Genomic DNA, 18,995 nt, shown 5'->3' with positions numbered 1-18,995 from the left:
GGGTTTCTCCGCGGTGAGGGCCGTCCCGGATTGCGCTGCGCTCCATCCGGGCTACGCGCTCTCAATTCTTATCGCGCACCACGTCCCACCACGGGCACGTTCCCGACATCAGCCTGAAATTGCCTTCCAGCACCTGCACCGGCGCGCGCTTGCCCTCGGCGGCGGCGCGCATCCGCATCTCGCGGGCGACGGCGCGGTCCTCCGGCGACAGCCAGACCCGTTCGTGGCCCCACAGGCTCGGACCCTCATGCATCTCGAACGGCGTCCAGGTCTTGGGGTCGATCTCGCGGCCGCCCCAGCCGCATTCGACCATGAAGGCCGACGGTGACTTGGCGTAGAACGACGTCATCAAATCGTTGGTGTGGCGGCCGAGCGTGACGTTGACCCGGTCGTCCTGCTGCGCGATGTCGTAGGCTTGGCCGACATCGTCGAGCGAAAACAATTCCACCATCAGATGATGCATGCCGTTGGTGCCGGTCTCGATCAGCGCCAGCGAGTGGTGCCGCGCATTGACGTGGAAGAAATAGGCGCGGAACGGCTTTTCGATGTAGTCGCTGAGGCCGAAGCCGAGCACGTCGACATAGAAGCTCATGACCGGGGCGAGAGTCTCGACCGTCAGCACCGCGTGGCCGAGGCCGAGTGCGCCGGTGCGGAAGCCGGAGATCGAGCGCCCCGGCTTGAACGGCGTGTCGTCGATCTCGGCGCCATGAAACGCCTCGAGGCGGTTGCCGGCCGGATCGCGGAACGAGATCAGCCCGCGCACCCGCCGGCTATCTGCCAGCGCCTGCGGCTCTGAGGTCACGGCAATACCGGCGCGCTCCAGCCGCGCCGCCAGCGCGTCGAGGTCGGCGGCGTCCGCCACCTCCCAGCCGAAGAACCGCGTGCCTTCGCCCTGGGCGCGGTCGATCACGATGCGTTGCTTGCGGTCGTCCATCCGGAAGGCGAGCAGCGAGTTGCCGCGCTCGATGGCCTGTAGCCCGACCAGGCCGGTGCCGAACTGCCGCCAATCGTCCAGCGCGTCGGAGCCGAAGCCGGCATATCCGAGACCCAAAATCGCCATCTGCGTCTCCACCATCTGTCTGTTTTTTGGGCGGGCCGACCGGCCGCTATTTCCGCAAATCCTACGCGGATTCCCGTCCGCTCAAAGCCCCAAGATGCCGCCAAGGGGGCGTCCCGCCTTGGGGCAGGGCTGCCGGGCCATCCCTTGACACGGCCCGCGCCGGGTGGTGTGTAACGGCCATGAGCACCGTCGCCAGTCCATCCCGTCGTTGGTGGCCCACCTTCTCATAGGTGGCCGGTGCGTTTTCATTTTCTCAAAAACGTCGAAGGTCGCCATCGCAGTGCGACGGTCCCCTTCGTTTGTCCTGTGTGGCGCTCTCTTCCCAAGTCTCGTAAGAGGATCACATGAACAGGACAGTCTTCTCCCTGCCGGCTCGAAGCGAATACCTGACCAATGGCGGCCTGGCGGTCGCGCGGGTGGTTGAGCAGTTCACCGGCGGCGCCAACCGCCTCGACGACTTGATCGCGCTGCTCGACCGCCGTCGCGGCGTGGTGCTGTCCTCGGGCACCACGGTGCCGGGCCGCTACGAGAGCTTTGACCTCGGCTTTGCCGATCCGCCGCTGGTGCTGGAAACCTCCGGCACCGGTTTCTCGTTGCAGGCGCTGAACCCGCGCGGCGAGGTGCTGATCGCCTTCCTCGGCGACGTGCTGCGCGAGCCCTGTGTCGTGATTTCGGAGCGCAGCGCGACGAAGCTCTCCGGTCACATCATCCGTGGCGAAGCTCCGGTCGAGGAAGACCAGCGCACCCGCCGCGCCAGCGTGATGTCGCTGGTGCGCGACATGGTGGCGGCATTCACCTCCAATGCCGATCCGCTGCTCGGCCTGTTCGGTGCCTTCGCCTACGACCTCGTATTCCAGATCGAGGACCTCGTGCAGAAGCGCGCCCGCGAGGCCGACCAGCGCGACATCGTGCTCTACGTGCCGGACCGGCTGTTGGCCTACGACCGCGCCACCGGCCGTGGCGTGGCGCTCAGTTACGAGTTCGCGTGGAAGGGCAAATCCACCGCCGGCCAGTCGCACGAGACCGCGCCGAGCCTCTACGCCAAGGCCGGGCGGCAGGGCTTTGCCGATCACGCCCCCGGCGAATACCAGGCGACGGTCGAAGTGGCGCGCGCGGCGTTCGCCCGCGGCGACCTGTTCGAGGCGGTGCCTGGACAGCTGTTCGCCGAGCCCTGCGAACGCTCGCCGGCGGAAGTGTTCCAGCGGCTCTGCCGCATCAATCCGTCGCCCTATGGCGCGCTGATGAATCTCGGCGACGGCGAATTCCTGGTCTCGGCATCGCCCGAGATGTTCGTGCGCTCCGACGGCCGCCGGGTCGAGACCTGCCCGATCTCGGGCACCATCGCGCGCGGCTCGGATTCGATCGGCGATGCCGAGCAGATCCGCAAGCTCCTGAACTCGGAGAAGGACGAGTTCGAGCTCAACATGTGCACCGACGTCGATCGCAACGACAAGGCACGCGTCTGCGTGCCCGGCACCATCAAGGTGCTGGCGCGGCGGCAGATCGAGACCTACTCAAAGCTGTTCCACACCGTCGATCACGTCGAGGGCATGCTGCGGCCGGGCTTCGATTCGCTCGACGCCTTCCTGACCCATGCCTGGGCGGTGACGGTGACCGGCGCGCCGAAGCTGTGGGCGATGCAGTTCGTCGAGGATCATGAGCGGTCGCCGCGGCGCTGGTACGCCGGCGCGATCGGCTGCGTCAATTTCGACGGCAGCATCAACACCGGGCTGACCATCCGCACCATCCGCATGAAGGATGGCCTCGCCGAGGTGCGGGTCGGCGCCACCTGCCTGTTCGATTCCGATCCGGCGGCCGAGGACCGCGAGTGCCAGGTCAAGGCGGCGGCGCTGTTCCAGGCGCTGCGCGGCGATCCGCCGAAGCCGCTGTCGGATTTCGCGCCCGACGCCACCGGCTCGGGGAAGAACGTGCTCCTGATCGATCACGACGACAGTTTCGTGCACATGCTGGCGGATTACTTCCGTCAGGTCGGCGCCAACGTCACGGTGGTCCGGCACATCCATGCCCAGGACATGCTCAGGAAGAAGGGCTGGGACCTTTTGGTACTGTCGCCCGGACCGGGCCGCCCCGAGGATTTCGGCATCGCCAAAACCATCGACACCGCGCTGGAAAAGAATCTGCCGATCTTCGGCGTCTGCCTCGGCGTGCAGGCGATCGGCGAGTATTTCGGCGGTGAGCTCGGCCAGCTCGGTCAGCCCGCGCATGGTCGGCCCTCGCGCGTCCAGGTGCGCGGCGGCCGGCTGATGCACAATCTGCCCAATGAAATCGTGATCGGCCGCTACCACTCGCTCTATGTCGAGCGCGACAGCGTGCCCGAGGTGCTGACGGTGACCGCGACCACCGAAGACGGCGTCGCGATGGTGATCGAGCACAAGACCCTGCCGGTCGGCGGCGTGCAATTCCATCCGGAATCGCTGATGTCGCTCGGCAACGAGGTCGGCCTGCGCATTGTCGAGAATGCATTCCGGCTTAATCCGCCCGCCAATTGAGGATTGCGAGACCAATGACCTTCGACCACGACATCAAGGCGACCGTTCGCACCATCCCGGACTACCCGAAGAAAGGCATCCTGTTTCGCGACATCACGACCCTGCTCGCGGATGCCCGCGCCTTCCGCCGGGCGGTCGATGAGCTGGTGCACCCCTGGGCGGGCGCGAAGGTCGACAAGGTCGCGGGCATCGAGGCCCGCGGCTTCATCCTCGGCGGTGCGGTAGCGCATCAGCTCTCCGCGGGCTTCGTGCCGATCCGCAAGAAGGGCAAGCTGCCGCATACCACGGTGCGGATCGCCTATTCGCTGGAATACGGCATCGACGAGATGGAGATGCACGCCGACGCCGTGCAGCCCGGCGAGCGCGTGATCCTGGTCGACGATTTGATCGCGACCGGCGGCACCGCGGAGGGCGCGGTGAAGCTGCTGCGCCAGATCGGCGCCAATGTGGTCGCCGCCTGCTTCATCATCGACCTGCCCGATCTCGGCGGCGCCGCCAAGCTGCGTGCGATGGACGTTCCCGTGCGCACGTTGATGGCGTTCGAGGGGCATTGAGCGCCGCTCCCTCCACTCGTCGTCCCTGTGAACTCAGGGGACCCATAACCACGCATGGTGATTGTGGATCGACGCTGTGGCCCCAGCCTTCGCCAAATGCATAGCGGTGGTTATGCGTCCCGGCCTGCGCCTGGCCTGCGCCGGGACGACAGCTAGCCCCGCTGCAACAGCACGCTCAGTTCGAGATCCCGGAACGTCGTGTAATTCTTCCGGATCCACTGATGCAGCTCGGTCGATGAATCCTTCTCCTGGCGCAGATAGCCGGTGAAGGAGAAGTTCAGCCGGTCGATATAGGTCTTCAGGAACACCGGCAGCGCGCGGAAGCGCAGCACCCGGCTCGCGGCCATCACCGGCGGCAGCTCACCACGCACCACGAATTCATTGTCGATCACGACGAGCCCGTTCGCGGGGATCATGCCGGCCAGCGTCTGGTAGCCGCGCACCGAGGCACGGTCAGTGTCGGCGACGTACAGGATGACCGGCGCGACGTGGCGGCGCAGCGCCTCCTTCATCAGCCCGATCTGGTCGCACATTTTGAAGAATTCGTCGAAGGCGTGGTAGCCGAGGTCGATCACCTTGGCGACACCGTCATTGACGATGACGCGGTCCATCAGCTGCATCTTGCCGTAGGTGTCGATCACATCCGCAGTTTCGGTGACCCGCGGCAGATAGTCGAGCAGCGACGGCTCCTTCAGGTTGATGTCGTAGCAGACCACATCGCCGTTCTTGAGCAGCAGGAATTCGCCGAGCAGCCGCGCGATCAGCGTCTTGCCGACCTGCGGGCGGGGCGAGCAGATGATGTAAACGGGCGTGGAGGACATCGCCCGCTATATCAGGCCAAATTTTCGTCTAATCCAGCCCCATCGCTGTCCCCGATGCGCGATTTTTCGCTGCCGGGCGCGACTTTTTCGTTGCCCCCGGGCGCGACTTTTCGCTGCCCTGGCAGCGACTATTTTTCGCCCTTGGCCGACTTGGCGCCGACCAGGTCGGTCAGCTTGATCCGGTCGTACTCGCTCCAGACATTGGCGAGCCAGTGCCGGACATAGCCGCGCAGCACGAAGGAGTAGTTGGCGGCGTCGTCGTTGATGCCCTTGTTGGCGACGAATTTCAGGAACGGGACCGAGGAGACCTCGACCTGCTCGTAAGCCATTTCGTTGAGCTTGGGGATCGTGAGGTCGGTCGCATCCTTGATGCGGTGGAAGTAGGAATTGTAGGTCGCCTGGTCCCACTGGAAGAACTGGGTGTCGTTGATGAAGTTCTTCACCAGGAAATACTTCGCCCCGCCCATGAAGCCGGCGGTCTCGGCGATCTCGTCCAGCGAGGCGATCGACGGGCCGAGGATATGGAACACGGCGAAGGTGATCTGGCCGGAGCGTGCCGCGTCGAGGAAGCCGATGTCGCGCAGTGAGGCCAGCGCGGGCGACAGCAGGCCGGCGCGGACGTCGATCACGGTGACCGCGGGCCCCGAGTTCAGCGTATCGAAGATCTTCATCTGGTCCGCGGTCGTCGTCATGTCGACGATCTCGGTGATGTCGGGGTGGAAGCGCTTCAGCGTGCCGCGCGGCGATTCGGTGTCGAACGCCCGGGTCTGCACATTGTTGGCACTGAAATAGTCCAGGAGCGTCCGCGAGACGGTGGTCTTGCCGACCCCGCCCTTGTCAGCGCCCACCACGATCACAACCGGCTTTGCCATGGAAATCCCTTGAAAGCGCGCTCCCGACCGCGATGGCGATCGGCAAGTCCCCACACTGCTTTGGGCGCGAACATGGCAGAAACGAGGGAGAATTCAATTCCTGAAGGTGTCCGCAATCGGTTTGGTGGGGATTTCCTTAATGGACTGAGGTGCCTAGCGTGCAATCAGCGATGCCGGCCCCAAGGTCCTTGAAGCGGTCCCTGAAGCGGCTCGAATGGTCCCTGCGCGGGGCCTGTGCCCGGCAGCGGCGGCGGGGCGTTCGGTTGCGCGGGCGGCACGTCGCCCCACGGGCCATGGGTCACCGGCGGAGGCTGGCCGCCCGGTGCGGACGGTTGGTCCTGTGCCTGCGTCGCGTCCGACGTCTCATCCGGCAGCGCCAGCGGTCCGGGATCGTGGCCGCCGGCATATTTGACCAGGGCATCGACCCGGGACTTCACCGAGGGATGGGTGGCGAACAGGTCGGCAAAGCCCTCGCGCGGGTTGTCGACGCAAAGTTCCATCACGGCCGAGGTGGCGTCCGGTAGCTCGCCACGGTTCTCGATCTTGCGCAGCGCCGAGATCATCGCATCGGGGTTCTTGGTCAGCTCCACCGAGCCGGCATCGGCGAGGAATTCGCGCGACCGCGACAGCGCGAGCTTGACCACCTGCGACAGCAGCCAGGCCAGCACGATCAACGCGACCGCGATGATGATCACGACGATCGCGCCGCCGCCCGAGCCCTTGCTGTCGCGGTCCGAGGATGATGACGATCGGGAGGATGACGAGGACGACCAGCCGCCTCCGCCGCCGCTCGAGTTCCACGACAGGTTTGTGAACAGGCGGAAGAACAGCTCGCCGAAGAAGCCGACCACGCCGGCGATGATCACCGCGATCACCATCAGCTGCACGTCGCCGTTCCTGATATGGGTGAGCTCGTGGCCGAGCACGGCCTCGATCTCCTGATCGTTCAGTGCCTTCAACAGCCCGGTGGTGACCGTGATGGCGTATTGCCGCGGGTTCAGCCCGGTCGCGAACGCATTCAGCGCCGGGCTGTCCATCACCTTCAACTTCGGCATCGGAATGCCGCGCGAGATGCAGAGATTTTCCAAGAGATTGTAGAGCCGCGGCTGCTGCTGCCGTGTCACGCTCTCGCCGCCGGTGACCGCGTCGATCATCTTCTGGTGGAAGAAATAGGCGATCACGATCCAGGCCGCCGCCGCGATCGTCGCCCACGGGAACGCCGACATCAGGTCGCGCGAGGCTCGCGCCAGGTAATAGTCGACCGTGCGGCCGCTATCGATCACCACCTCTGCGACCAGTGCGCCGGCATAGACCAGCACGTAGATCAGCAGGAACAGGCCGGCGAGCAGCAACATCGAACGAAACTTGTTCGATGCGATATGCGTGTAGAGACCATAGGCGGCCATGACGGAGCAGCCTCTCGCCGGCGCGCGTCGCGCCTCAGAACTTCACGCTCGGTGCCGCCTCGACCTCCGTGCGGCTGGCGCCGAGGTCGAAGAAATCCTTGCGGGTGAAACCGAACATGCCGGCGAACAATGCTGCCGGCATCTGCTGGATGCCGGTGTTGTATTCCTGGACCGCGTTGTTGAAGAAGCGGCGGCTGGCAGCGATCTTGTTCTCGAGATCGGACAGCTCGGAGGCGAGCTGCTGGAAATTGGCGTTGGCCTTGAGGTCCGGATAGGCCTCCGACAGCGCGATCAGCCGGCCGAGCGCGCCGGAGAGCTGGTTCTCGGCCGCCGAGACCTGGGCCGGACCCTGCGCCGAGATCGCCGAATTGCGCGCCTTGATGACGTCGTCGAGCGTACCGCGCTCGTGCGCGGCATAGCCCTTCACGGTCTCGACCAGGTTCGGGATCAAATCGTGGCGCTGCTTGAGCTGCACGTCGATATCGGCAAAGGCCTGGCTGACCCGCTGACCGAGCGCGACGAGGCGGTTGTAGGCGCCGAACGCAAACAGCACGAGAAGGACGATGACGCCGATAACGATCCAGCTGGTCGACATGACAGGGCAACTCCTGATGGACGAGACGGCGGCACCGTAGCCCAGGATCGGGGCGCAGGGCAGCCCGCCGCGAAAAGGTGGGCAAAGCGTTGGTCGGTGATGGACGCGAACGGGTTCAACACGTCGTCCCGGCGAAGGCCGCCCATACGCCGCGGCCCGTGGAAAGGGCACAAGCGGCGTCGGCTTTGCTTCACAATCGAGATCGGTGGCTATGGGTCCCGGCCTTCGCCGGGACGACCCGCAAGGGGTGTCTCGATGGCATCGCCCCAGCGCCATCTGCGGGCGTGGGCGTAATCGGCCTTGGCGCGGCGCGGCACCCTGGTGACGACGACGCCCTCGGGCGTGCAGAGCTTGGCCGCAATCTCGACCTTGCCGACATCCGGCTGCGCCAGAACGCGCGACGACCTGTTCTCAACGCGCGCGCGGCTCAGCGCGACATAGGCGAAGCGTTCGTCCTCGAACGGGGCGTCGGCGCCCTTGACCTGCCTATGCGCGCGCGAGCGTTGCAGGCGCTGCGAGAAATGGCACCAGTCCGGCGCAACCAGCGGACAGCTGCCGTCATGCGGGCAGGGCGCCGCGACATGCGCGCCGGCGGCGATCAATCGTGCGCGCAGCGCGATGATCCGCGCATAGCCCACCGGCGTGCCGGGTTCGACGACCAGCAGCGTGTCGCGAGTCTTTGACCACAGCGCATCGGCCAGCGCCGTCCGCTCGGCGTCGCCGAGCTCGCCGATCATGTAGCTGGCGACGACGAGATCGGCGGCATCGGCCTTGTCCAGCAAGGCGCGGGCCTGGCCGAGTTGATAGCTGATGTCGTGCAGGCGAACGCTGCCGCGAAACAGCCCCTCGGCCAACGTCCGCAACGCGCCGTTGGCGTCGAGCAGGGTGAAACCCTTGAGCGACGTGAATGTCTCAGCGGCGGCCCAGGTCGCGGTTCCCGGGCCGGCGCCGACATCGAGCAGGCTCGCCGGCGCGAACTCCGGCCTGATCTCGGTCAGCGCATTGAGGCTCGCCACCACGGCGGCGTAGGTCGCCGGCATCCGCGCCAGCGTGTAAGCCAGCGCATCGGTCTCGGTCCTGATCGTCCCGGAGCCGCCGCCGTCGCGGTAGGTCTGCGAGATCACCGCGGCGCGGCCGGCGGCGTCGCTGCGCGACAGGCCTTCGAGGCGCGTGTTGAGGGCCGCCTTGAGTTCAGCAGGCAGGTCAGGTGAGGTCATGGCTCGCCGTCATCTGCACGTCATTCCGGGGCGATGCGCAGCATCGAACCCGAAATCTCGAGATTCCGGATATGGTCCTTCGGACCATTCCGGAATGACGGAATCCAACTTTACGCCACGTTCTGGTCGAGGATGTCGACCGCGCCCTGCAGGTCGACCGAGACCAGCTGCGACACGCCGCGCTCGGCCATGGTGACACCGAACAGCCGGTTCATCCGCGCCATCGTGATCGGATTGTGCGTGATGATGATGAAGCGGGTGTCGGTCGAGCCCGTCATTTCGTGCAGCAGGGTGCAGAATCGTTCGACGTTGTGGTCGTCGAGCGGCGCGTCGACTTCGTCCAGCACGCAGATCGGCGACGGGTTGGTGAGGAACACCGCGAAGATCAGCGAGAGCGCGGTCAGCGCCTGCTCGCCGCCCGACAGCAGCGACAGCGTCTGCGGCTTCTTGCCTGGCGGCTTGGCGATGATCTCGAGGCCGGCCTCGAGCGGATCGTCGCTCTCGATCAGGTGCAGCGCGGCTTCGCCGCCGCCGAACAGCTCGGTGAACAGCCGCTTGAAGTGGTTGTTGACGGTCTCGAACGAGGTCAGCAGGCGCTCGCGCGCTTCGCGGTTGAGGCTCTGGATGCCCTGGCGCAGCCGCTTGATCGCCTCGACGAGGTCGTCGCGTTCGGTGGTCAGCGCGGTGTGCTGGGTCTCGACTTCCTTGAGCTCTTCCTCGGCGCGCAAATTGACGGCGCCGAGCCGCTCGCGGTCGCGGCGCAGCTTTTCAAGCTCTTCCTCGACCTGCGCGACCGGCGGCAGCTCCGCGCCGGGCTCGATCTCGGCCATGGCGATGACGGCGCTGGGCTCGACCTCGAGCATGTCGTGGATCTCGCGCTCGATATCGGCGAGGCGGCGGCGGGTGCCTTCCATGCGCTCTTCGGCGCGTGCGGTGGCTTCACGGGACGAGGACAGCGCTTCGAGCGTGGCCCTGGCGACGCGATCGGTTTCCGCCATCGCGGCTTCCGCGGTCGCCAGCGCGTCGGCGGCGATGCGGCGATCGCCTTCGGCGTGCTCGATCTCCGAGATCAGCGCGCTGCGCTTCTCGGCGAACACTTCCGGCGCATTGGCCAGCTCCTCGCGCTCGGCCGACACCTCGGCGATGCGCGCCTCGATGGTCCCGACCTGCGAGGCGGCGCTGGTCTTGCGGTTCTGCCACTCATTGCGCTCAGCGAGGATCGCCTGCACGCGGCGGTCGGCCAGCTCGGCCTCGCGGGCGAGCGCCTGCGCCTCGGCGCGGACCTGCGCCGCGGCCCGGCGCTGGTTGTCGATCTCGGAGCGAACCGCGGCGAGCTGGGCTTCGGTCTCCACGCCCGGCGGCAGTTCGGACAGCGCAGCGACCGCGCTCTCATGCGCGGCTTCGGCCTCGGCGCGATCGGCGGCGACACGGCTATGCGCCTCGGTCAACGCCGATTTGCGGGCCGAGTGGCGGTTGATCTCGCGCTCGGTGGCGGCATGGCGCTCGCGCGCGGCGTCGGTCTCGCGGCGGGCGGCGCGCACGGCCTCGCGCGCGGCACCCTCGGCAGCGGACGCCGAGCGCAGTTCTTCTTCGGCCGTCTCCAGCGCCTGGCGCTTGGCGGCGGCATCGATGCGGGCCTGTTCCAGCTCATGCTCGATATCGACCAGGCGGGCGCGCTCGGCGAGCCGGCGCGCGGCGCCGGTCGGAGCATGCGCGTCGGCGACAAAGCCGTCCCAGCGCCAGACATCGCCTTCGAGCGACACCAGCCGCTGGCCGGTCTTCAGCTGCGACACCAGGTCTGCGCCGCGTTCCTTGGCCACCACGCCGATCTGGGCCAGGCGGCGCGCCAGCTCCGGCGGCGCCTGGACGTGATCCGCCAGCCGCTCGACACCGTCGGGCAGCGCCGGATCGCCTGCGGTTTCGCCGACATTGGTCCAGCGCATCGGCGCGGAGGAATCCACGGGCGCATCGAGGTCGTCGCCGAGCACGGCGCCGATCGCCTTTTCATAGCCCTTCGCGACCGTGATGCCGTCGATGATCGGCGGCCACAGATTCTTGGTCTCGCTGGTGACGAGCTTGGAGATGGTGCGGGCTTCGGTCTCGAGCCGCTGCACGCGCTTCTCGGCTTCGACCAGCGGATTGCGGGAGGATTCCAGCGTCTGCCGCGCGGCGGCGTGATGCGCCTCGCTCTCCTGCACCGCCGCCTCGGATTCGGCGAGCGTCTGCTGCGCCATCTCCATGGCGGCGGCGAGCGCGTCGATGTCGCCGAGATTGCCGGTCTCCTGCGCGAGCTTGGATTCCTCGGCCTGGACGTTGGCGATCTCCTGGTCGAGCCGCGCCAGCCGGTCGCGATGGGTGCGGACGCCGGCTTCGAGCTGGTTGCGCTTGGCGGTGAGGTCGGCGAGCTGCGTGGTCAGCTCGGAGAACTGGCGCTCGGTCGCGGCCAGGATCTCCTCGGCCTCGGCGACGCGCTCGTCGACGCCGGACCGCTTCTCGACCCGCGACTTGATCTCTTCCTTCAGCTCGGCGTCTTCGGTGTCGAGCCGCTGCAGCGCGATGTCGGCGTCCGAGGTCTGCTGCTGCTCGCGCGCGATGTCCTGGGCGAACTGGGTCAGGCGGCGATCGAGCTCGCCGACGCGCTCCTTGGCGCGCTGCTCCTCGCGGTCGAGCATCTCGCGCGCATTGGTCAGACGCTGCAGGCCGGCGGCGGCGCGCGCCTCGGCGTCGCGCAGCGCGGGCAGTTCGGTGGCGCGGATCGCCTGGATGCGCGCGGCTTCCGCCTGATGCTGGGTGCGTTCCGCCATCTCGCGCACGGCGAGATCGTGGGTGTGCGCGGCGTCGTTGACGTCGGCATTGGCCTCGATCCAGCGCAGATGGAACAGCATGGCCTCGGACTTGCGTACCTTGGCCGCGACCTCGCGGTAGCGGATCGCCTGGCGCGCCTGCTTCTTCAGGCCTTCCATCTGGCCGGTGAGCTGACCGATCACGTCTTCGACGCGGGTGAGGTTGGTTTCGGCCGCCTTCAGCCGCAGTTCCGCCTCGTGGCGGCGGGCATGCAGGCCGGCGACGCCGGCGGCGTCTTCCAGCACGCGGCGGCGCTGCTCCGGCTTGGCCTGGATGATCTCGCCGATCTTGCCCTGGTGAACCAGCGCCGGCGAACGCGCGCCGGTGGCGGCGTCGGCGAACAGGATCTGCACGTCGCGGGCGCGCACATCGCGGCCATTGATGCGGTAGACCGAGCCGGCCTCGCGCTCGATGCGGCGGGAGATTTCCAAGAGCTGGCTGTCGTTGACAGCGGCCGGCGCCGAGCGATCGGAATTGTCGATCGTCATCACGACTTCGGCGTGATTGCGCGCCGGGCGATTGCCGGATCCGGCGAAGATCACCGCATCCATGTCGGCGGCGCGCAGCGATTTGTGCGAGGTCTCGCCCATCGCCCAGCGCAGCGCTTCGACGAGATTGGATTTGCCGCAGCCGTTCGGTCCGACGACGCCGGTCAGGCCCGGCTCGATCATGAAATCGGTGGGTTCAACGAAAGACTTGAAACCGTGCAGGCGGAGGCGCGTGAGCTTCATGTACACAAATCTCGTTTGGCCGGGCGCGAATCTCCCTGCCGTGACAATACCATGGATGGCAATGTCGGTGTCTGGGTTGAATAGCTGCGTGCAGCTCTCATGAGCGGCGACAATGGCGATGCCTGTGCGTCAGGGCAACCGCTTGACCAAGCTTTTCCCAAGGGATTTACAAGGGATTTGCAGGGGTTTTGTGGCCTCTGCATGTCCCCGGAGATTCGCAGCACGCGAATCAGGTTTTCAACAACCAAATCATGCGACGGCCGCATGCCGTGACCGCAAGTCATCCACAATTATCGTGCCCGACTCGGAAGCGGGCACGACGTCGTCGGGCATCGAAGATGCGCGATCAGCTCTTCAGCAGCGGATCGATGTGCTTGCTGAACTCCTCGAACGAGGTCTCGCCCTTCAGCATCTCGCCATTGACGAAGAAGGTCGGCGTCGAGTTCACCTTCAGCACGTCGTTGGCGTATTTCTGGTCGGCGGCGATCTTGTCGAGCAGCTTCTGATCCTTCAGGCAGTCCTCGACCTGCTGCTGGCTGAGGCCGGCCTGTTTGCCGATCCGCGTCAGCGTCTCGGTGGTGTTCTTGACCACCCAGTCGTTCTGCTGGCGGAACAGGAGGTCGATCACGGCGAAGAATTTGGGCGCGTCGTCCTTGGCGATGCAGCGCGCCAGCATCGAGCCGGCGGCGGCCTTGATGTCGAGCGGGAATTCACGGAACACGTAACGGACCTTGCCGCTGTCGATGTAGGTCGACTTGATCTTCGGGAACACGGTCTCGTTGAAATTGGCGCAGTGCGGGCAGGTCATCGAGGCGTATTCGACGATGGTCACCTTGGCGTCCTGCGGGCCGAGGCCCATGTCCGGCAGCGACTGCGGCTTGGCGACCTCGGCGGCGGTCTGCGCGAACACCTCAGAGATCAGGCGCAGCGGCGACAGCCCGGCGAGGGCGGCAAGCCCGGTCAGCGAGAGAGCGGTGGTGAAAGCGCGGCGCGTGATGATCAAGGTCAGCTCCCGGATTGGCGCATGCACGCCGGAATGAAGGGTCCCGAAAAAAGAAGCCTTCGCTAGCTTGAAACCACCATTGTGGCAATGCCGCGGTCTCGCGGCCGCCCCTACGAAAAGCGTCAATTTCGCTTGATCGTGGCACCCAGCCGGGCCAGCGCCGCGCGCAGATCGGCGTCCTCGACGGCTTCCAGGTTTGCCGCCTCCCGGGCGACGATTTTGGCGTCGGGCGGGCGCGGCCGCGACGGCCGGCTGCGGCGCGACAGCGGGGCCTGGCGGATCGTCAGGCGGCCGACCGCGTGCCAGCCGAAGAAGCGGTTCACCCGCTCCAGGATGACGTCGGAGGAATGCTGGATCTCCAGCGCCATCGGCCCCTCGACCCGCAGCACCAGGGTGGCCGGCTCCTGCGGCTGCCCCTCCACCGGCCGCGGCCACTGGATCTTCATCGGCTCGCAATATGGCGCGATCCGGTCGCCCGCGATCTCGGCCCAGCGCGTCACCAGTTCGCGCGCGGCAAAGCCCTGCTTGGCATAGGCGTCCTTGAAGACGTCGCTGAGCAGGATCGACAGGGGCTTTGCGCTGATCGGGCCGGGTTTGGACATGGCAGGGTTATAGTGCGGCGGCGACGCGGCTGAAACCTCGTTCATCATTGTGGCCGCGCTTCGGTCTGGACAAAGAAAGACGTGGATGCCCGGGTCAAGCCCGGGCATGACGTGGCGAGATTTGCCTTAAGATACGTCCATGAGCTCTCGCGCGGCCGCCAAAACCAAATCGACCGACCAGGAAACCGACCGCCCGGCCCAGCTGCTGGCCTGGTATGACCGGCATCGCCGGCAATTGCCGTGGCGCGCGGCGGCGGGGGAGCTCGCCGATCCCTACCGCGTGTGGCTGTCGGAGATCATGCTGCAGCAGACCACGGTGCGGGCGGTCGGGCCTTATTTCGAGAAATTCGTGTCGCGCTGGCCCGATGTGACCGCGCTCGGCCGCGCCTCGCTCGACGACGTGCTCAGGATGTGGGCCGGGCTCGGCTATTATTCGCGGGCGCGCAATTTGCACGCCTGCGCGGTCGCGGTGCTGAGCGAGCACGGCGGGGCCTTTCCGGACACCGAGGACGGCCTGCGCCGGCTGCCCGGCATCGGGCCGTACACGGCGGCGGCGATCGCGGCGATCGCATTCGACCGCCGCACCATGCCGGTCGACGGCAATATCGAGCGCGTGGTCAGCCGGCTCTATGCGATCGAAGAGGCGCTGCCGCAGGCCAAGCCGCTGATCAGGGAGATGGCGGCGACCTTGCTCGGCCCGTCCCGCGCCGGCGACGAGAAGTCTCGCGCCGGCGACAGCGCGCAAGCCCTGATGGATCTCGGCGCCACCATCTGCACGCCGAAGAAGCCCGCTTGCGCATTGTGTCCGCTGAATGGCGATTGCGCTGCCCGCAGCCGCGGCGATCAGGAGACCTTCCCGCGCAAGGCACCGAAGAAGAACGGTACCCTGCGCCGCGGCGCCGCCTTCGTGGTGACGCGGGGCGGCGAATTGCTGGTGCGCTCCCGCCCGGAAAAGGGGCTGCTCGGCGGCATGACCGAAGTGCCGGGATCAGCGTGGCTTGCCGGGCAGGAGGATGCGGCCGCGCTGGCGCAGGCGCCGGAACTCAAGGGCGTCACCCGCTGGCACCGCAAGACGGGCGTCGTGACCCACGTGTTCACGCATTTCCCGCTGGAGCTCGTCGTCTATGCCGCCAGTGTTCCGTCGCGGACCCGCGCGCCGGCCGGCATGCGCTGGGTGCCGGTGGCGACGCTGGATGGCGAGGCGTTTCCGAATTTGATGCGCAAGGTCGTCGCGCACGGGCTGGATCTCTAGGAGATGATGACCTGCTGACACCATGCTGGCAGCAGCGCTCGGCTACGACCTCCGGAACAACGGAGGCCGCCATGATCGCAACTGCGCTCGACCGCATCCCGATGCCGCCTGTCGCCAAACTGCTCGGCTGGCGCCTGATCGACGCGCGTCCGCAGGACGGCTGGATCAAGATGACCTTCGATGGCAAGCCGGATTTTTGCAATCCGGCCGGCTTCATCCAGGGCGGCATGCTGTCTTCGATGCTCGACGACACGATGGGCCCGGCGGCATTCGTGATGACCGAGGGCCGGCTGTTCACCACGACCATCACGATGACCGTGAATTTTCTCGCGCCGGCCAGGCCCGGGCCGATCACCGGCGAGGCCACCGTGACGCATCTCGGCAAGACCATCGCGTTTGTCGAGGGCCGGCTGACGGCTGAAGATGGCACGCTGCTCGCGACGGCGAGCAGCTGCATCCGCCTGGTTGAAGCGTCGCGGGCGCTACGCTGATGCCTCTTGCGCCCAACCTAACCCGTCATCCTGAGGAGGCCGCAACGCGGCCGTCTCGAAGGGTCGACGGCCCCACTGGTGGCCGTGCATCCTTCGAGACGCGCTACGCGCTCCTCAGAGGGTGTGATTTTTTTGGGGTTTCAGCGAACATTGTAGCCGAAAGCCGGCGCGGTGTGATTCTCTGGCGATGATGGATTCGCGGGAGGTGATGTTGGCTGCCGATGAGTTGTTTGGGGACCTGCCGGAGCAGGCGAAGCCACCAGTCGAAGCGGGCTTGCCCGGCGCTCCGCGGCTGCGTGAGCCCCAGCGCGACCAGATTGCGCTGCGAGCGGTTGATATTGAGAGCCTGATCGGGGAAGACCATCCGGTGCGGCTGATCTGGTCTTATGTCGAAGAGCTTGATCTGAGTGAGTTGGAGGACCGGATCAAGGCTCGCGGCGATCGTCCCGGTCACCCCGCGACCTCGCCCCGGCTTTTGCTGGCGCTGTGGCTCTATGCCGCCAGCGAAGGCGTTGGCAGCGCGCGGGCGTTGGAGCGGCTGTGCGAGAGCCACGATGCCTATCGCTGGCTGTGCGGCGGGGTGTCGGTGAACTATCACCTGCTGGCAGACTTCCGGGTCGGCAACGCCGATCTGCTTGACCGACTGCTCAGTGAGCATCTGGCAGCGTTGGCAAAGGCCGGTCTCGTCGATCTGGAGACCTTGGCGCAGGATGGCATGCGGGTCCGGGCCAGCGCCGGGGCCGCCTCGTTCCGGCGCGAGGCGACGCTGGATAAGCATTTGGCGCAGGCTGAGGCCGTGGTGGAAGACCTCAAGCGCGAGGTCGACACACGCTCGGACGCCAGCAATAAGCGTGCCCGGGCAGCCAAGGAGCGGGCCGCGCGGGAACGCAGCGCGCGGGTGAAGGCGGCGCAGACGGCGCTCGCCGAGATCAAGCAGCAGCGCAAGGAGCGCGAAGAAAGTCGCGGCAACGGCAAGACGCCGAAGGAGCCGCGGGCCTCCACGACGGACGCCTATGCACGGGTCATGAAGATGGCGAACGGCGGCTTCCGCCCCGCCTACAACGTGCAGGTGACGAGCGTGGCCGGGGAGCAGATCGTCGTCGACACCAGAATTTGCAACATCGGATCCGATCGCGGCCTGATGCGTCCCATGCTGGAGCGGCAGCGTGCGCGGCCCGGAGGGTTGCCCAAGGACCATCTCGTCGATGGCGGCTTTGGCAGTGCCGAGGACATCGAATGGGCCTATGCCGAGGGCATCGATATCTTTTGTCCGCCCACTCAATCCAAGCACGGTACCGATCCCTATCTACCGCGGCGCGGCGACGGTCCGGGGGTGTTGGCCTGGCGTGCGCGAATGGCGAGCGAAGAGGGCAAGGCCCGATACAGGTCCCGGTCGATCTGCGAGTGCATCCATGCCCGCTGGCGCAATTGGGACCTGCGGCAATTGACCGTGCGCGGCATCGAAAAGGTCCGTGCCGTCGTGCTCTGGTACGCCCTCGTCAACAACATCCTGCAAGGCAACCGCCTCTCCAGAGCCTAAACAACGGGTCATCGCCGAACTCGAACTCAAACCTGCCAATTGCTGCGACGAACAGCCGCCAAAAACTCCGCAGGAGCCGAATCCGTCACAAGCTCTCAGGATGACGGGTAGAGAGTTGCGTCAGCCCGCCCGCTGCACGATCGGCGGCTTGGCGTTCAGGCCCTCGACCTGGAAGCCGGCGACGCGCTTGTAGTTGGCGGCGATGTCTTCCAGCTCCTGCTGCGACAGCACCTCGGTGACGACGCCGAAGCCGTTGGGCGCGCGCTCCTCGACCAGCTGCATCACCTGTTCCGGGCCGTTGCGGCGGTTCAGCATCACGAGATCCGTGGTCGCGGGCCGCCGCTCGGCCTCATAAGCCACCAGGGCCGCATGCGTCGGGCCGTGCACCAAGATCTCGCGCGTCAGCGTGCGCGCATCCAGGATCGCCTGCGAGGCGCCGTTGGAACCGATCGGGTACATCGGGTGCGCGGCATCGCCGATCAGCGTGACGCGGCCGAAGGTCCATTGCGGGATCGGGTCGCGATCGACCAGCGGATATTCATAGGCATGCGGACAGTTCCGGATCAGGCCGGGCACGTCGAGCCAGTCGAAATTCCAGCTCTCGAACCACGGCAGGAACTCGTCGAGCCGGGCGGTGCGGTTATAGTCCTCGCGGCGCCATTGATAGGTCGGCGGCATGTGCCGCTCGGCGACCCAGTTGATGTCGAACTTGCCGTCCGGGCCGGCCTCTTTCGAGATCGGATAGCAGACGAATTTCAGGACCTCGTGGCCGGCCATGATCATGGTGCGGCCGGTCAGGAAGGAGTTCGCCCGCGTGATGCCGCGCCACAGGATGCGGCCGTTCCAGAGCGGCGGCCCCTCCTGCGGATAGAGTTTTTCGCGCACCGCCGAATGGATGCCGTCGGCCGCGATCAGCACCGCGCCGTCATAGCTGCCGGCGGGCTTGCCGGTCGCCTTGTCGATGAACTCGGCGCGGACGCCGTCCGCGGTTTCGGTCCAGCCGGTGAGGTGGTGGCTGGTCAGGATGTTCGCAGCACCCAGCCGTTCGGTCGCGGCATCGAGCAGCAGCTGTTGCAGCCGGCCGCGATGGATCGAGAATTGCGGCCATTTGTAGCCGGCTTCGAGCCCGCGCGGCTCGCTCCAGATCGGCTTGCCGTGCTTGGAGAAATAGGCGAGCTCGCGGGTCCGCACGGCGGATGCGTCGAGCACGTCGTGCAGGCCGAGTTCGATCAATTCGCGCACCGCATGCGGCAGCACGTTGATGCCGACCCCGAGCGGCCGTAGCTCCGGCACGCTTTCGAACACGCGGCAGGGCACGCCGATCTGGTGCAGGCTGAGTGCCAGCGTCAGCCCGCCAATTCCGCCACCTGCAATGAGCACCGTCATGAAAAGCCCCTCTCGATTGGCCATGGTCATCGCATGGCGGCGGTGCCGCGGGCAAGGTCCGGTCCGCGGCACGGCGCGGGGTGGACGGCGAGGGGGGCTGCCGCTAACGTC

Annotated in this window: 15 protein-coding genes; 5 read left to right on the top strand and 10 right to left on the bottom strand. The window is 66.6% G+C overall.

Annotated features, from left to right (window positions below; genetic code table 11):
* Window positions 1–61: 61 nt before the first annotated feature.
* The gene (locus ACVW17_RS36630) at window positions 62–1,060 is read right to left on the bottom strand and encodes a VOC family protein (protein WP_456798768.1); all 999 of its coding nucleotides are present in this window, start codon (window positions 1,058–1,060) and stop codon (window positions 62–64) included.
* Between the two features lie 344 nt (window positions 1,061–1,404).
* Between ACVW17_RS36630 and ACVW17_RS36625 the strand changes: the two genes are divergently transcribed.
* Together ACVW17_RS36625 and ACVW17_RS36620 are read left to right on the top strand one after the other, a co-directional pair.
* Window positions 1,405–3,570 carry an anthranilate synthase component I gene (locus ACVW17_RS36625; RefSeq protein ID WP_456798767.1) on the top strand — a complete coding sequence of 722 codons (2,166 nt, stop codon included), beginning with the start codon at window positions 1,405–1,407 and terminating at the stop codon, window positions 3,568–3,570.
* Between the two features lie 14 nt (window positions 3,571–3,584).
* Window positions 3,585–4,124 (top strand): adenine phosphoribosyltransferase, encoded by a 540-nt coding sequence (locus ACVW17_RS36620; RefSeq protein WP_074131621.1) that lies wholly within the window; start codon window positions 3,585–3,587, stop codon window positions 4,122–4,124.
* Window positions 4,125–4,276: 152 nt separating this feature from the next.
* Here ACVW17_RS36620 and ACVW17_RS36615 read toward each other — a convergent pair whose 3' ends face one another.
* The 8 genes from ACVW17_RS36615 to ACVW17_RS36580 form a co-directional block, all read right to left on the bottom strand.
* Window positions 4,277–4,945 carry a hypothetical protein gene (locus ACVW17_RS36615; RefSeq protein WP_456798766.1) on the bottom strand — a complete coding sequence of 223 codons (669 nt, stop codon included), beginning with the start codon at window positions 4,943–4,945 and terminating at the stop codon, window positions 4,277–4,279.
* Between the two features lie 128 nt (window positions 4,946–5,073).
* Window positions 5,074–5,817 (bottom strand): P-loop NTPase family protein, encoded by a 744-nt coding sequence (locus ACVW17_RS36610; RefSeq protein WP_021076032.1) that lies wholly within the window; start codon window positions 5,815–5,817, stop codon window positions 5,074–5,076.
* 164 nt (window positions 5,818–5,981) lie between these two features.
* Window positions 5,982–7,223 carry a M48 family metallopeptidase gene (locus ACVW17_RS36605; RefSeq protein WP_456798765.1) on the bottom strand — a complete coding sequence of 414 codons (1,242 nt, stop codon included), beginning with the start codon at window positions 7,221–7,223 and terminating at the stop codon, window positions 5,982–5,984.
* A gap of 34 nt (window positions 7,224–7,257) precedes the next feature.
* Window positions 7,258–7,818: a LemA family protein gene (locus ACVW17_RS36600; RefSeq protein ID WP_092124555.1), complete on the bottom strand. Its 561-nt coding sequence runs from the start codon at window positions 7,816–7,818 to the stop codon at window positions 7,258–7,260.
* A 209-nt stretch (window positions 7,819–8,027) separates the two neighbouring features.
* Entirely contained in the window at window positions 8,028–9,035 is a 1,008-nt protein-coding gene (locus ACVW17_RS36595) for a small ribosomal subunit Rsm22 family protein (RefSeq protein ID WP_456798764.1), read from the bottom strand.
* A gap of 110 nt (window positions 9,036–9,145) precedes the next feature.
* Window positions 9,146–12,610, bottom strand: a complete 3,465-nt coding sequence (smc, locus tag ACVW17_RS36590; RefSeq protein ID WP_456798763.1) for a chromosome segregation protein SMC — start codon at window positions 12,608–12,610, stop codon at window positions 9,146–9,148.
* A gap of 346 nt (window positions 12,611–12,956) precedes the next feature.
* On the bottom strand, window positions 12,957–13,613 hold the full coding sequence (locus tag ACVW17_RS36585; RefSeq protein ID WP_456798762.1) for a DsbA family protein: 657 nt from the start codon (window positions 13,611–13,613) through the stop codon (window positions 12,957–12,959).
* 122 nt (window positions 13,614–13,735) lie between these two features.
* Window positions 13,736–14,215: a DUF721 domain-containing protein gene (locus tag ACVW17_RS36580; RefSeq protein WP_456799021.1), complete on the bottom strand. Its 480-nt coding sequence runs from the start codon at window positions 14,213–14,215 to the stop codon at window positions 13,736–13,738.
* A gap of 139 nt (window positions 14,216–14,354) precedes the next feature.
* Here ACVW17_RS36580 and mutY point away from each other — a divergent pair, with 139 nt between their 5' ends.
* The 3 genes from mutY to ACVW17_RS36565 all read left to right on the top strand — a co-directional run bounded on the left by mutY (window position 14,355) and on the right by ACVW17_RS36565 (window position 17,498).
* Window positions 14,355–15,467: an A/G-specific adenine glycosylase gene (gene mutY / locus ACVW17_RS36575; RefSeq protein WP_456798761.1), complete on the top strand. Its 1,113-nt coding sequence runs from the start codon at window positions 14,355–14,357 to the stop codon at window positions 15,465–15,467.
* A 71-nt stretch (window positions 15,468–15,538) separates the two neighbouring features.
* Entirely contained in the window at window positions 15,539–15,958 is a 420-nt protein-coding gene (locus ACVW17_RS36570; protein ID WP_456798760.1) for a PaaI family thioesterase, read from the top strand.
* 208 nt (window positions 15,959–16,166) lie between these two features.
* Window positions 16,167–17,498: an IS1182 family transposase gene (locus ACVW17_RS36565; RefSeq protein ID WP_456756305.1), complete on the top strand. Its 1,332-nt coding sequence runs from the start codon at window positions 16,167–16,169 to the stop codon at window positions 17,496–17,498.
* Between the two features lie 120 nt (window positions 17,499–17,618).
* Here the strand turns inward: ACVW17_RS36565 and ACVW17_RS36560 are convergent, their stop codons facing one another.
* Entirely contained in the window at window positions 17,619–18,884 is a 1,266-nt protein-coding gene (locus ACVW17_RS36560; RefSeq protein ID WP_456798759.1) for a flavin-dependent oxidoreductase, read from the bottom strand.
* Window positions 18,885–18,995 lie beyond the last annotated feature (111 nt).

The organism is Bradyrhizobium sp. USDA 4473 (assembly GCF_054063335.1).
The sequence above is the reverse complement of the archived record's forward strand: the minus strand, read 5'-3'. Positions and strand labels throughout refer to the sequence as shown.

Bases quoted from the DNA above. Each gene is read 5' to 3' on its own strand.
- ACVW17_RS36620 (WP_074131621.1), top strand. From the start codon at position 3,585: ATGACCTTCGACCACGACATCAAGGCGACCGTTCGCACCATCCCGGAC.
- mutY (WP_456798761.1), top strand. From the start codon at position 14,355: ATGAGCTCTCGCGCGGCCGCCAAAACCAAATCGACCGACCAGGAAACC.
- ACVW17_RS36595 (WP_456798764.1), bottom strand. From the start codon at position 9,035: ATGACCTCACCTGACCTGCCTGCTGAACTCAAGGCGGCCCTCAACACG.
- ACVW17_RS36610 (WP_021076032.1), bottom strand. From the start codon at position 5,817: ATGGCAAAGCCGGTTGTGATCGTGGTGGGCGCTGACAAGGGCGGGGTC.
- ACVW17_RS36580 (WP_456799021.1), bottom strand. From the start codon at position 14,215: ATGTCCAAACCCGGCCCGATCAGCGCAAAGCCCCTGTCGATCCTGCTC.
- ACVW17_RS36615 (WP_456798766.1), bottom strand. From the start codon at position 4,945: ATGTCCTCCACGCCCGTTTACATCATCTGCTCGCCCCGCCCGCAGGTC.
- ACVW17_RS36625 (WP_456798767.1), top strand. From the start codon at position 1,405: ATGAACAGGACAGTCTTCTCCCTGCCGGCTCGAAGCGAATACCTGACC.
- ACVW17_RS36605 (WP_456798765.1), bottom strand. From the start codon at position 7,223: ATGGCCGCCTATGGTCTCTACACGCATATCGCATCGAACAAGTTTCGT.
- smc (WP_456798763.1), bottom strand. From the start codon at position 12,610: ATGAAGCTCACGCGCCTCCGCCTGCACGGTTTCAAGTCTTTCGTTGAA.
- ACVW17_RS36600 (WP_092124555.1), bottom strand. From the start codon at position 7,818: ATGTCGACCAGCTGGATCGTTATCGGCGTCATCGTCCTTCTCGTGCTG.
- ACVW17_RS36565 (WP_456756305.1), top strand. From the start codon at position 16,167: ATGTTGGCTGCCGATGAGTTGTTTGGGGACCTGCCGGAGCAGGCGAAG.
- ACVW17_RS36570 (WP_456798760.1), top strand. From the start codon at position 15,539: ATGATCGCAACTGCGCTCGACCGCATCCCGATGCCGCCTGTCGCCAAA.
- ACVW17_RS36560 (WP_456798759.1), bottom strand. From the start codon at position 18,884: ATGACGGTGCTCATTGCAGGTGGCGGAATTGGCGGGCTGACGCTGGCA.
- ACVW17_RS36630 (WP_456798768.1), bottom strand. From the start codon at position 1,060: ATGGCGATTTTGGGTCTCGGATATGCCGGCTTCGGCTCCGACGCGCTG.